Raw genomic sequence first — 11,185 nt, forward strand, 5'->3', positions numbered from 1 at the left:
GGACGCGATCAAGGCGCAGGGGTTCTTTCCGGGGCCGCGCGTGGCCTTTGTCGAAGACGCGACCGAGAGCGTGGCCGCCCCGATCATCGAGCCCCGGCGATCTGCGCCGGCCCGAGCGTTTCCCCGAGGATGACGATGGCGAGCACGGGGCCGAAGACCGGCATGAGGTAGACGAACTGCCCGGCCCGGGCGGCGCCGATTTCATCCACGCCGTATGACCAGCAGAGGAACGCCACGAGCGAGGCGAAGACCGCGATGTAAAGGATCGCCGCCACCGCCCCGGGCCCCGGGGCGCGCGGCAGGGTCGCGCCGGTGACCAGAAAGACGGGGATCAGCAGCGCCAGCGCCACGGCGATGCTGGCAGCGAGCGTGACGGCCTGCGGCAGATCGGCCGGGCGCCGCCGCAAAAGCAGCGAGTAGATTGTCCAGACGAGCACCGCCGCCAGCATCCAGAGGTCGCCGGGGTTCATGCCCACGCTGTGCAGCCGCGACGGGTCGGCGCGCGTGATCAGCACGCCCGCGCCGGCCAGCGAGACGAGGCAGCCCATCCACTGGAGCGCGCCGGGGCGGCTGTCGCCGGTCAGCCGGGCCCCGGCCATGATGGCTGCCGGGGCGAGCGCGAGGATCAGCAGGGCGTTCACGGCCGTCGTGTGCGACAGCGCCTGGTAGGTCAGCGTGTGGAAGGTCGCGATCCCCGTCGCGCCGAGGCCGAGCAGGAGCCGCCACTCCCGCAGCACGACGCGCCGGTGGCGCACCAGCCGGCCGCTCACCAGTGGCAGCAGCAGCGCGAGGCAGAGCCCCCAGCGCACGAGGTTCAGCGCCACCGGGCCGATATCGTCGCGCAGGGCCCGCCCCGCGATGAAGTTGCCCGACCAGAAGAGCGCCGCGGCGATCAGGGCAAGGACGGCCAGTGTCTCGTGTCGGCCGGCGAATGGATGTTTTCGTGGCATGGCCGGTCTCCTCAACATGATCGGGTCCAGTGTCATCGACCTGCGCTCGCGGCGCATGAGGTGGCAGTCCCGCGCGTTGGGGAAATTCTGCCGTCGGTGTGGGACCCGTGTCCCGCGCGGGCCCGTATCAGGCATTCTCGTCGCGGCCCGACAGGGCGCCCTGCGGCGCGGGGCCTGCACGTGGTCACACACCCTTGCAGATGTTACCTTGCATGTCATGTCGCTGCACCAGGACATCCGCTTCTGCACCTCGGCCGACGGCACCCGCATCGCGGTGGCCTCTTGTGGCGCGGGGCCGGTGATCCTGCGCGCGGCCCACTGGCTGAGCCACGTGCAATACGACCTTGAAAGCCCGGTCTGGCGGCCCTGGGTCGAGGCGCTCTCGGCCCGCAACACCTTCGTGCGCTACGACCCGCGCGGCTGCGGCCTGTCGGACCGCGCCGTGACGGACTTGTCATTGCCCGCCTGGAATGCCGACCTGGCGGCCGTGGCCGACACCATTCCGGCCGAGCAGTTCGTCCTGCTGGGCCTGTCGCAGGGCGGCGCGCTGGCCATCGACTACGCGCTCGCCCACCCCGAGCGGGTCTCCAGGCTCGTGCTGATCAACGCCTATGCGCAGGGCGCCCGGACCCGCGCCCGCACCGAGGCGGAGGTGCTGGAGGCCGAGACGCTGGTCAATTTCGCCCGCATCGGCTGGGGCCGCGCGAACCCGGCCTTCTGCCGCTTCTTCACAAACCTCTTCCTCCCCGGCGGCACCGAGGACCAGCACGGCTGGTGGGCCGATCTCGAGCGCCGGACGGCCAGCCCCGAGGTGGCAGCCGAGCTGCTGCGGACCATGCACGACATCGACGTGCTGGACCGCGCGGCGCGGCTGGAGGTGCCGACGCTCGTCCTGCAGTGCCGGGGCGACATGCGGGTGCCCTTCGAGGAGGGCTGCAAGCTGGCCGGCGCGATACCCGGGGCGCGTTTCGTGCCGCTGGACAGCGCCAACCACGTGCTGCTGCCGGACGAGCCGGCCTGGACGGTCCTGCATGACGAACTGGCCCGGTTCCTCGGTCAGGACGCGCCCGCGGGGCGTCGCACCGCGCGCGAAGCCGGGTTGACCCCGGCCGAGAGCGCCGTTCTGGCGCTGGTGGCCGAGGGGCGCTACAACCGCGACATCGCCGTGCGGCTGGGCAAGAGCGAGAAGACGGTGCGCAACCAGGTCTCGGTGATCCTCGACAAGCTGGGCGTGCAGAGCCGGGCGCAGGCCATCGTCGCGGCCCTGGCGGACTGATCGCCGAGGGAAGGAACAGACGTTCAATCCTCGGTCCGGCCGCCGCGGCGAACGGACCGGCCTGTCCCGGGACGGGCGCGACACGGGGCGGCTGCGCTGCCTTCAGGTCCTCAATGCAAGGGCACGCCACGCAAGGTTGGCACCGACGGCAGCGAAAGCGGCGCGCTGGTGCATATCCCCCGGTCGTTCACGGCCGGCACGCGGGTCGGCGGCCCTCGAAAAATTCGCGCTCCGCGAGAAAGGCGTCCGCCGCGAAACGCATGAAAGCCCGCACGCGTGCTGTCCGGCGGATGTCGGGATGCGTGAGGATCCACAAGTCCATCGCGTTCTCGGTGATCGGGCCGGGCCAGACCCGCACGAGATCCGGGTCCGGGTCGGCGGCAAAGCAGCCGATGACCGCCACGCCAAGCCCCGCCCGCGCCAGCGCCCGCTGTGCCACAAGGCTGTCGGTGCGACGGCGCACAGTTGCGGCGGGAAAGTGGTCGTGGATCATGATGCGGTTGAAGCCCTCGCTCTCCCACCCGATCCAGGAGAGCGAGGCCGGATCCGGCGGCGGCCCGGCCCCTGCATAGCGCGTCCGCGCCCCGTAGACCGCCAGGGCGAAACGGAAGAGCCGCCGGCCGACAAGTGTCTCCGGCGGGGTCGTCGTGGTGCGGATCGCGATGTCGGCCTCTCGGCGGGCGAGGCTCAGATGCTGGTAGCTCGTCACGATGTCGAGGTCGATGTCCGGTTGCATTTCGGCGAAGGCGGCGACGCGCGGGGCAAGGAACGCCTCGAGGAAATTGTCCGAGCAGGTAATCCGCAACCGGCCCGTCAGCAGCGAGTTGCGACCCGCGAGCCAGCGGTCGGCGCGCGCCACCTCGGCCTCGACGTTGGTCGCGGTGGCGAGGAGTTCGGTCCCCGCTGCCGTCAGCAGAGGCCCGTCCGCCCGGCGTTCGATCAGCCGTGTGTCGAGGTCGGCCTCCATGGCAGCCAGCCTGCGCGAGACCGTTGACTGATTCACCCCGAGCGCCACCGCGGCCGCCGAGAGCGACTCTGCCCGGGCCACGGCAAGAAAGAGGCGCAAGTCGTCCCAGTCCATCGCCATGCATTCTTGCATAATCCGGATGCGAAATCACGGGTCGCGGGCCACCCGCGCAGGCTGCCACGGTGAAGCCGGGTCAAGCGACCTGAACGCAACAGCAGTTCGGAGGATACGCGATGACACTCAAAAGCACGCTCACCGGTGCCGCCTGCATTGCGGCGCTGCCGGCGGTCGCGGCGGCGGAGATGACGCCAATGGAGACCGCCCTCGAGGCCGGCGCAAAGAAACTCGGCTCCGACGAGATCGCCCAGACCATGGTCGGCAAGACGGTGAAATGGGTCGCCGCCTCCGGCGACAAGGAGGTGCTGATCCATTACGGCGACGACAACACCATCGAGGGCCGGCTGATCGGCGGCGACTGGACCGGCACCGGGTTCTACGGGGTCACGACTGACGACCGGATCTGCCTGTCCTGGGACGGGCGCAACGCGGGGCGGCTGCGCTGCCTTCACGTCTTGATGATCGACGGCACGTCGCACAAGTTCCGCGCCGACGGCAGCGAAAGCGGCGCGCTGGAACGCATCGAGGACGGGCGGAGTTTCTGAGCCGCTCAGGCGTCAGGCCTCGTCCGCGGGTCGCGAGGCCAGGACGCTGAGAAACGAGATGAAGCCGAAGAAGGTGCCCGCGGCAACGCGGGCCTCGGCCTCGGCCCGCACCGCGTTGGCGGTGGGCTCCGAGATCAGCCCGTCGCGGACCATGAAGGCGAGACCACGGTCAACGAGCGTCATGAAATAAGCCGCCGCGCCCTCGGCGAGATAGGGATGCGCATCGACCCGGTCGGCCTCGAACCCCGCCGCCGCGATCCGCGCGGGGAGAGATCGCGCCAGCCACCGGTCATGCACCAGGTGGGCGATGGCGTGATCCACGGCGAGCCCCACCGGATCACGGTCGCCGAGCGCCGCGGTCGTGGTGGCGTAATCCCCGTCGAAGACCGCGAGCCGCCCGCCCGGCTTCAGGACGCGCCGGGCCTCGGCGAGCGCGCCGTCCGGCCCGGGGACATGGCACAGGCAGGTGTGAAAGACGACCGCGTCGCGCGAGCCGTCCGCCAGCGGAAGATCGCGCCCGTCCCCTCGACGAAGCCGAGCGCCGGGTCGTCGCCGTGCCGCTGGTTCGCCCGCTCGATCATCACCGGCGAGGGGTCGATTCCGACGGCCTCGGCGGCGCCGGTGGCCGCCTTGAGGTCGCGGGTTATGTCGCCGGGGCCGCAGCCGATCTCGGCCACGCGCGCGCCCGGCGGCAGCCCCAGCCAGTCGAAGTACTGCCGGCGCATCGCGGTGAGCGCCCCGTCCGCGGCGCGGGTGATCATGGCATCGGCCAGCATTCCTTGGGTGTCTCGATCCGCCGCGCGGATCTCCGCATAGATGTCAGGCATGGCGTCCTCCTGTCCGGGTGCTTTCCGCTTGACGTGTCGTGCCCGGCGCCCCGTCCGCGCACCCTTTCGGACAGGCGGCGCCGGGCTCGCAGGCGCAGCGATCAGACAACGATCTTACCAGCACGCGCGCGAGGGTCGCAACCGTCGGTTCCGGCCCGCTCTATGCCCGTTCTCAATGCGCGTGTTCAGGCGGCTCGAACAGGATCAGTTCGACCCTTTCGTCGCCATCGACATAGGCATCGTGACCGGGCGGGATCTCGAAGAAATCGCCCTTGGTGATCGGTGTCTCGACGCCCGTCTCGACCATGCGCACCACGAGCCGTCCGGAAATGCAGTAGCCGGTATGGCGCATCGGGCATGTGTCGGGCGAGCCGAGCAGCGGTTTCTCGTCCTTCTCCCAGGTCCAGCCCGGCTCGAAGATCGCGTGCATGCCGGTCGTGCCGTCGGCCATCTTGATGATGTCGATGCCGCCATGCTCCTTCATGTCGAGTTTGTCGTCGGGGTTGTCGAACCGCCGGGTTTCGATTGAGTTCGCGGTGTCCATTGATATTCTCCGATAATTGCTTGTCATATTGAATGCGCGCTTCGCTTCAGACGCGCATGATCTCCTCCTTCAGCGAGTAGAGGATCGCCAGAACCTCGTTGCGGAGCGCCCGGTCATAGCCGTGGCCGTCCATCCCGTTCAGGATGTCGTCGATCGCGGCCATGTATTCCGCCTCGCTGACTTTCATCCCGCGATGCGCCTCCGGCATGCTGCGACCGTCATACTCGTCCGGGCCGCCGGTCCCGACGGCCATGAACCTGCACAGATGCTGCTTCAGGTCCGCCAGTCTGTCCGGCGCGTCCCGATAGGGCAGAAAGCGGGCCTTGATGGCCGGGTTGCGCATATGCCCGTCGATGCTGGCATCGACCAGCCTCTCGATTCCGGCCGCGGCTCCGAGGCGTTCGTAAAGGGGCACGGTGCCGAGCTTTTCTGCAACGGATGTGTTCATGTCATCTTCCTCCTTTCTTTGGTTGTTGCTGTGCGCCGGCCATCGCAGCGATCGGACCGGGCGGGAGGGCCCGGCCCGAGGTCGCGCTCAGGCCCTCTGTTCCTGGACCGCCTTTATGTCGCCGGTCGTCATCGCCTTGCCGCCGATGCCCCAGGCGCCGCTGGCGAGCTCCTGGACGCGGACCCATGTCACGCCGCGCATCGCCTCGCCCTCGATGCCGACCATGGCCTCGGTGACCTCCTCGATCATCCTTTGCTTCTGGATGTCGTCGAAGACGCCCTCGATCAGTTGAATGTCCACAAGTGGCATGTCGTGCTCCTTCCTGTTGGATGTTGCGCTGTTTGTCATCGGATCCGTCCGATGCACCCAGACTGACGCGGGCGGGACGGGCCGGCCAGTTCACGGACTGAATCCCGGGCAATACAGTTTCTGAACTGGCCAGCCGGCGGGCGCGCTTGATAGGATTCGGCTGGACCGATCAGGGAGGCCCGAATGACCAACGCCAGCTACAAGCAGTTCTGCCCGGTCGCGATGGCCTCGGAAATCCTGTGCACGCGCTGGACGATGGTGCTCCTGCGCGAGCTTGTCGCCGGCTCGGCGCGCTTCAACGAGTTGCGCCGCGGCGTGCCGCGGATGTCGCCGGCGCTCCTGTCCAAGCGCCTGCGCGAACTGGAGGCGGCGGGGGTCGTAGAGCGGGAAAAGGTGCCCGGGGCGCCCGAGATTGAGGCCTACCGGCTCACGCAGGCCGGCCGGGACCTGCAGCCGGTGGTCGAGGCGATCGGCATCTGGGGACAGAAATGGGTGGAGGCCGAGCCCTCGCTCGAAAACCTCGATCCCGAGCTCCTGATGTGGGACATGCGGCGCAACCTGCGCACCGAGCCCGTGCCCGAGCGGCGCACGGTGATCGCGTTCATCTACCCCGAACTGCCGCCCTCGCAGCGCAGGTGGTGGCTGATCGTGGAGCCCGACCGGACCGTGGACCTGTGCCACATCGATCCCGGCTTTGATGTCGATCTCTTCGTCCATGTCGACCTGCGGACGATGACGGAGATCTGGATGGGCCTGAGGACGGTCGCGCGCGCGGTGGAGGCCGGCGCGCTTTCGCTGACGGGCCACACTGCGCTCGCCAACACCATGCAGACATGGCTGGGCCTCAGCCCCTTTGCCAAAGTGAAAAAGCTGACCGCCTGAGATGAGCGTTCAACGCCGCCGATCGTTCGGGTGCGGGATGGATTGACCCGGGGCCGGCGTCTCCGTGCGGAGACGGAGCGAAACGCCCGATTTCAAGTCGGTCTGAAAGCCCGTTTTCGAATTCTCCCAACGACCTTCCCGCACCTGAGCGGCGCATATGAGTTCCCACCCCTTTTGTTGGAACACCACGCCGTGATGCTCAGATTGCTGCCTTTGGGCGGTCGTAGCGAACTGAAGCTTCGTCCACAAAGTGTGAGTTCGCTGCGTCCTTGTTTTTGCAATCGCGGTGAAAGTCCGGAATGATGGGCCGCACCCCCGCGGAGGCGGGGCTTGCCCAAGGGCAGATCAGGGCCGGACCTCCTCTTCTCACTATGGTCACCCGACGGGTTGGTGCTCTCCGTCAATACATCTTAATCGCGCCCGTTGGCTCCGACGATCATCCGCCAGCCACCGACACCGCAAAGCACGCCGCCGCCGAGCGCGATCCCCAGGCCGACAATCGGCGCATGCACCGCCGACAGCGCCGCGCCGCCGCCGGACGCCATCATGCCGACGACAAGCGCCGCCAGCCAGATATCGGAGCGTTCGGGCGCGCGCCCCGCGGTCTGCCCCTTTTGACGTTGCACCATGCGCACCACGGCAAACACCAGAAGCGTCACCGCACCCACAAGCATCAAGAATCCGAGAATGGGCCATGTCGCGCCGAGGGCCGTGCCGATGGCCACGAGTGACGCCCCGACCGCGACAAGCGGCATGAGATCGGTATCACCGTTGTCCTTTGTCATGCGGACCCTTTGACATACGACCGGACCGAGTCGCAATTCCGCTCAGGTCCCCCATCGGTGGCGCCACCATGGCGAAGGGCTCGCACCGCTGACGTTTCAGGCGCGCCACAGGTAGTCCTCCACCACGGGCCCGATCCCGTGGATGATCTCGTCCGTGGTCATGTCGACCGCGGTCGGCACCTTGACGATATAGCGGCATCGCGCCAGCCCGAAGAGCGCCGCGTCGTCGAAATCGGTTTCCACGCGCACCTCGACGCGGTCCAGCACATGCCCCTCGCGCACGGCGGTCATCTTGATGCGGATGGCGATGCAGCTCGCCAGCCCGGCGCGCGCATAGAAGCCGGGCGAGGGGCCGGCCGCGTCACCGCCCATCACCTCGGGCATGTCGGCAACCACGGTGTGGTCGCCCTCCGCGACCGCGCAGCGCAGACCGTCCTCGATATGCGCGGAGACCGCCGGAGTGCTCTGCCCGGCCGCGGGGCGTTTCTCGAACACTTCCATGACGCGCGCCTGCGGCTGGCGGATCGCCTCGTCGCTGTCCATCCCGTCCCCAGTTCCGGTCGGGCCGGGCGCGGCCGGATCGACGGCGGCGCCCACCCGTCTCAAGGGTATCAAGGTCAGCCTGCCGCTTCGAGGACCATGTTGAAGGGCGTCTCGGCCGCGCGGCGCACGCCGCCGAAGCCGCCGGCCTCGATGGTCTCGCGCAGCCGCGCCTCTCCGGCCTGCGCGCCGAGCGCCATGCCCCTGTCCTGTGCCAGCGAGGTGGGCACGCAGATCATGGCGGAGGCGGCGTAGAACAGGCGACCGACCGGGTTGAGGTTCTCCCGCAGGCTGTCCCCGCCAGCGGCTCGACGATCATCCACTTGCCGCCCGGCCTCAGGCTCTCGCGGACATGCGCCGCGGCGCCGACCGGATCGCCCATGTCGTGCAGGCAGTCGAAGCAGGTCACCAGGTCGTACTGCCCGCCCGGATAGTCCTGTGCCGTCGCCGTCTCGAAGCGGACATTGTCCAGCCCGTGCTCGGCGGCGTGGGCGCGCGCCGCCTCGATCGAGGGGGCGTGGAAATCGAAGCCGACGACCTCGGCCTGCGGAAAGGCGCGCGCCATGATCAGGGTCGAGAAGCCGTGGCCGCAGCCCACATCGGCCACCCGGCCCCCCGCCTGCAGCCGCTCGACGACGCCGTCGAGCGCCGGCAGCCACGCCTCGACGATGTTGCCCTCGTAACCGGGGCGGAAGAACTTGGCGACCGCGCAGGCGAGGCAGGCGGACTGCTCCGACCAGCCGACCCCGGCGCCGGAGCGGAAGGCGGCCTCGACCCGCGGATGGTTCTCGATGCCGCTGACCGCGGTGTCGAAGGCGCCGATCAGGTAGACCTGGCTGTCGGGGCGGGCGAAGACCATCGCCTGCTCCTCGGTCAGCGAAAAGGCGCCGGTGTCGGGATCGAAGGTGACGTAGCCGCAGCCCGCGTGGTTGGCGAGCCATTCGCGCAGGTAGCGTTCGGCGCAGCCGGTCGTCTCGGCGAGCGTGGCCGGGGTCTGCGGCGCCCCGTCGAGCGCGGCGTAGAGACCGAGCGCCTCGCCGATCCGCACGAGCGGCACGCTGTAGGCGCCCCCGAAATCGCCGACGACGGTCCCCGGCAGGGTCATGGGCTTGTCCTGGTCCATGGTGGCCCTCCTTTGCGTGGGCTTGTGTGGGTCATGCTCAGTTGTTGGCGGTCAGCGGGTCGATCACCTGCGGCGCTTCGGTGATGACGGTCACCGGGATGCCCGAGAGCTCGGAATGCCTGCGGATCGTCTCCTCGCTGTCGGCGAGGTAGACGCAGAAGGTCTTGTCCCCGGCGACGTAGCTGTGCTGCGACTGGATGGCGTCGCCGATCTGCCCCACCGCCTGGTTGGAGGAGCGCGCCGCGCCGTGGAGCTCGGTGACCGACATCTGCCCGATGCCGGGGATGTCGCGTTCGATGATGAATCTCTTGATCTCTGTCATGGGTCTCTCCGTTCCTTGAGCGTGGCCCGAGGATGCCTGCCGTGGCGCGGATCGCCCAACCATGAAATTTTGCGTGCGCGCTAAAGATTTCGTGCATAATGGAAGCGAACCTTTCGGCACGGAAAAACCCTCGGCGCGATGTCACGGGTCACCCATCTGAACGCCCTGCAGGCGCTCGACATGGCGCTGCGCGAGGGCTCGCTGCAGGGGGCGGGCGACAGGCTCGGCATCACCCCGGCGGCGGTGGGTCAGCGGATCCGGGCGCTGGAGGCGTATCTCGAAACCGACCTGCTGCTGCGCGGGCGCTCGGGGCTGCGGCCGACGCCGGCGCTGCAGGCGGCGCTCGACGACCTGCACGCCGCCTTCGCCGCGCTCGACCGGGTCGCCGACAGCCTCGATTTCCAGCGCAGCGCGGAAATCCACATCACGGCCGACCCGGACTGGGCCGACATGTGGCTGTGGCCGCGGCTGGCCCGGTTCCGCGCAGACCATCCCAACGTCGCCTTCAACGTCAACGGCGAGGGCGACGTGCCGATGCGGCTGGGGGCCGCCGACATCATCGTCGATCGCGATCCCGGCGGCCGCGCGGCGGACGGCGCGGTGCTCTACCACGAGGCGTTCCTGCCAGTGGGCTCGCCGGAGAACGCCGCGCGCATCGCCGAGCCGGACCTTACCCGGGCGGGGGATGGCGGGCCGCGCTACCTGCCGGTCGGGACGCTGGGCGACCGGGACCGGATGTGGCAGCACTCCGAAGGGGGCAGCCTCGAGGGGTTTCCGCTGCTCCACATCAAGCCCCGTTCCGATGCGCCAGACACGCCGGGCTGGGCCGAGTGGCTGGCCGCCCATCCCCACGGCCGGACCGCGCCCGAGCGCGCCGTCAATTACGCGCTGGTCCGCAACGCGCTCGACAGCGTGAAATCGGACGCCGGCCTGCTGGTCTGCGGCCTGTCCTGCGTGCTCGACGCGCTCGAGGCGGGCAGCCTCAGCTTGTCCGGCCCGCGACAGCCTGACCGCGCCACACCCCTACCGCCTGCATGTCCGCCCCGGGGCCGGCTCGCGCGCGCAGGTCATGCGCTTCGCCGACTGGCTCGCGGCAGAGGCGGCGCGAACGAAGGCAGCGATGGACAGGCTGATGGCGCCATAGGCGGACCGCGCCGGTCCCGCGGGACGGCATGGCCCCTGCCGGCTGCGCTGTCCACGCGCGGCGGGATCGGGTAGGCTGGGCCCATGGCGCAGCCCGGACACGACGACACACCCGTCCTTGTCCTGAAACTCTGCGGTCGCCCGGCCGTGCTGTCGGGGCACGGCACGCGTGTGCGTTTTCCCACCCGCAAGGCGCTGCGCGGCACATTGCACGAGATGCGCCGCGCGCTCGGCGCCGAGGCCGACCGGCTGCTGCGGCAGACGCGGGAGCGCGTGGCGCTCGACCCCGATCTGATCACGACCGACGCCGGGGACCCGGACGCCGCGCCGGCGGCCCCGCAGGACCCGGCGACCGATTTCCTCGTCGGGCTGGAGATCGGCACGCCGGGCTTCGATCAGTGGTGCGC

The 11,185-nt window shown here is 69.4% G+C and carries 16 protein-coding genes and 1 pseudogene; 5 read left to right on the top strand and 12 right to left on the bottom strand.

Going from position 1 to position 11,185, the window contains the following annotated elements:
- Nucleotides 1-83 precede the first annotated feature (83 nt).
- A complete protein-coding gene (locus tag ACH107_RS25225; RefSeq protein ID WP_412508324.1) occupies nucleotides 84-1,220 on the bottom strand; it encodes a DMT family transporter in 1,137 nt (378 codons plus the stop codon).
- Here ACH107_RS25225 and ACH107_RS25230 point away from each other — a divergent pair.
- Entirely contained in the window at nucleotides 1,168-2,226 is a 1,059-nt protein-coding gene (locus ACH107_RS25230; RefSeq protein ID WP_412508326.1) for an alpha/beta fold hydrolase, read from the top strand. The genes ACH107_RS25225 and ACH107_RS25230 overlap by 53 nt on opposite strands.
- A gap of 187 nt (nucleotides 2,227-2,413) precedes the next feature.
- Here ACH107_RS25230 and ACH107_RS25235 read toward each other — a convergent pair whose 3' ends face one another.
- Nucleotides 2,414-3,307 (bottom strand): LysR family transcriptional regulator, encoded by an 894-nt coding sequence (locus tag ACH107_RS25235; RefSeq protein ID WP_412508328.1) that lies wholly within the window; start codon nucleotides 3,305-3,307, stop codon nucleotides 2,414-2,416.
- Nucleotides 3,308-3,426: 119 nt separating this feature from the next.
- On the opposite strand from ACH107_RS25235, the gene ACH107_RS25240 reads away from it, so the two are divergent.
- The gene (locus ACH107_RS25240; protein WP_412508329.1) at nucleotides 3,427-3,855 is read left to right on the top strand and encodes a hypothetical protein; all 429 of its coding nucleotides are present in this window, start codon (nucleotides 3,427-3,429) and stop codon (nucleotides 3,853-3,855) included.
- Between the two features lie 12 nt (nucleotides 3,856-3,867).
- Here the strand turns inward: ACH107_RS25240 and ACH107_RS25245 are convergent, their stop codons facing one another.
- The 5 genes and pseudogenes from ACH107_RS25245 to ACH107_RS25265 form a co-directional block, all read right to left on the bottom strand.
- On the bottom strand, nucleotides 3,868-4,176 hold the full coding sequence (locus ACH107_RS25245; RefSeq protein ID WP_412508349.1) for a hypothetical protein: 309 nt from the start codon (nucleotides 4,174-4,176) through the stop codon (nucleotides 3,868-3,870).
- A gap of 89 nt (nucleotides 4,177-4,265) precedes the next feature.
- Nucleotides 4,266-4,682 (bottom strand): annotated as a pseudogene (locus ACH107_RS25250) (class I SAM-dependent methyltransferase); the annotation flags it as partial.
- A gap of 172 nt (nucleotides 4,683-4,854) precedes the next feature.
- A complete protein-coding gene (locus ACH107_RS25255; protein WP_412508331.1) occupies nucleotides 4,855-5,226 on the bottom strand; it encodes a cupin domain-containing protein in 372 nt (123 codons plus the stop codon).
- A gap of 46 nt (nucleotides 5,227-5,272) precedes the next feature.
- The gene (locus ACH107_RS25260) at nucleotides 5,273-5,674 is read right to left on the bottom strand and encodes a group I truncated hemoglobin (RefSeq protein ID WP_412508332.1); all 402 of its coding nucleotides are present in this window, start codon (nucleotides 5,672-5,674) and stop codon (nucleotides 5,273-5,275) included.
- 87 nt (nucleotides 5,675-5,761) lie between these two features.
- Nucleotides 5,762-5,983 (bottom strand): tautomerase family protein, encoded by a 222-nt coding sequence (locus ACH107_RS25265; RefSeq protein ID WP_412508334.1) that lies wholly within the window; start codon nucleotides 5,981-5,983, stop codon nucleotides 5,762-5,764.
- Nucleotides 5,984-6,166: 183 nt separating this feature from the next.
- On the opposite strand from ACH107_RS25265, the gene ACH107_RS25270 reads away from it, so the two are divergent.
- A complete protein-coding gene (locus ACH107_RS25270) occupies nucleotides 6,167-6,865 on the top strand; it encodes a winged helix-turn-helix transcriptional regulator (protein WP_412508336.1) in 699 nt (232 codons plus the stop codon).
- A 410-nt stretch (nucleotides 6,866-7,275) separates the two neighbouring features.
- Here ACH107_RS25270 and ACH107_RS25275 read toward each other — a convergent pair whose 3' ends face one another.
- The 5 genes from ACH107_RS25275 to ACH107_RS25295 form a co-directional block, all read right to left on the bottom strand.
- Nucleotides 7,276-7,650: a hypothetical protein gene (locus ACH107_RS25275; protein WP_412508337.1), complete on the bottom strand. Its 375-nt coding sequence runs from the start codon at nucleotides 7,648-7,650 to the stop codon at nucleotides 7,276-7,278.
- A gap of 96 nt (nucleotides 7,651-7,746) precedes the next feature.
- On the bottom strand, nucleotides 7,747-8,265 hold the full coding sequence (locus tag ACH107_RS25280; protein WP_412508339.1) for an OsmC family protein: 519 nt from the start codon (nucleotides 8,263-8,265) through the stop codon (nucleotides 7,747-7,749).
- A gap of 2 nt (nucleotides 8,266-8,267) precedes the next feature.
- Entirely contained in the window at nucleotides 8,268-8,429 is a 162-nt protein-coding gene (locus ACH107_RS25285) for a hypothetical protein (RefSeq protein WP_412508341.1), read from the bottom strand.
- Entirely contained in the window at nucleotides 8,426-9,313 is an 888-nt protein-coding gene (locus ACH107_RS25290) for a class I SAM-dependent methyltransferase (RefSeq protein ID WP_412508342.1), read from the bottom strand. The genes ACH107_RS25285 and ACH107_RS25290 overlap by 4 nt, the downstream gene beginning before the upstream one ends.
- 37 nt (nucleotides 9,314-9,350) lie before the next feature.
- Nucleotides 9,351-9,635 carry a DUF4242 domain-containing protein gene (locus ACH107_RS25295; RefSeq protein ID WP_412508344.1) on the bottom strand — a complete coding sequence of 95 codons (285 nt, stop codon included), beginning with the start codon at nucleotides 9,633-9,635 and terminating at the stop codon, nucleotides 9,351-9,353.
- A 138-nt stretch (nucleotides 9,636-9,773) separates the two neighbouring features.
- Between ACH107_RS25295 and ACH107_RS25300 the strand changes: the two genes are divergently transcribed.
- Both ACH107_RS25300 and ACH107_RS25305 read left to right on the top strand, forming a co-directional pair.
- Entirely contained in the window at nucleotides 9,774-10,853 is a 1,080-nt protein-coding gene (locus tag ACH107_RS25300; protein ID WP_412508346.1) for a LysR family transcriptional regulator, read from the top strand.
- A gap of 9 nt (nucleotides 10,854-10,862) precedes the next feature.
- Nucleotides 10,863-11,185 (top strand): hypothetical protein (locus ACH107_RS25305; protein WP_412508348.1); only part of this gene is annotated, 323 nt, incomplete at its 3' end.

The sequence above is a fragment of the Roseovarius halophilus (ex Wu et al. 2025) genome (assembly GCF_047086965.1).

Coding starts and splice junctions, on each gene's coding strand:
- ACH107_RS25255 (WP_412508331.1), bottom strand. CDS start 5,226: ATGGACACCGCGAACTCAATCGAAACCCGGCGGTTCGACAACCCCGAC.
- ACH107_RS25225 (WP_412508324.1), bottom strand. CDS start 1,220: ATGCGGGTGCCGTCGGCCGAGGTGCAGAAGCGGATGTCCTGGTGCAGC.
- ACH107_RS25285 (WP_412508341.1), bottom strand. CDS start 8,429: ATGATCTGCGTGCCCACCTCGCTGGCACAGGACAGGGGCATGGCGCTC.
- ACH107_RS25230 (WP_412508326.1), top strand. CDS start 1,168: ATGTCGCTGCACCAGGACATCCGCTTCTGCACCTCGGCCGACGGCACC.
- ACH107_RS25240 (WP_412508329.1), top strand. CDS start 3,427: ATGACACTCAAAAGCACGCTCACCGGTGCCGCCTGCATTGCGGCGCTG.
- ACH107_RS25295 (WP_412508344.1), bottom strand. CDS start 9,635: ATGACAGAGATCAAGAGATTCATCATCGAACGCGACATCCCCGGCATC.
- ACH107_RS25270 (WP_412508336.1), top strand. CDS start 6,167: ATGACCAACGCCAGCTACAAGCAGTTCTGCCCGGTCGCGATGGCCTCG.
- ACH107_RS25275 (WP_412508337.1), bottom strand. CDS start 7,650: ATGACAAAGGACAACGGTGATACCGATCTCATGCCGCTTGTCGCGGTC.
- ACH107_RS25300 (WP_412508346.1), top strand. CDS start 9,774: ATGTCACGGGTCACCCATCTGAACGCCCTGCAGGCGCTCGACATGGCG.
- ACH107_RS25260 (WP_412508332.1), bottom strand. CDS start 5,674: ATGAACACATCCGTTGCAGAAAAGCTCGGCACCGTGCCCCTTTACGAA.
- ACH107_RS25235 (WP_412508328.1), bottom strand. CDS start 3,307: ATGGACTGGGACGACTTGCGCCTCTTTCTTGCCGTGGCCCGGGCAGAG.
- ACH107_RS25290 (WP_412508342.1), bottom strand. CDS start 9,313: ATGGACCAGGACAAGCCCATGACCCTGCCGGGGACCGTCGTCGGCGAT.
- ACH107_RS25265 (WP_412508334.1), bottom strand. CDS start 5,983: ATGCCACTTGTGGACATTCAACTGATCGAGGGCGTCTTCGACGACATC.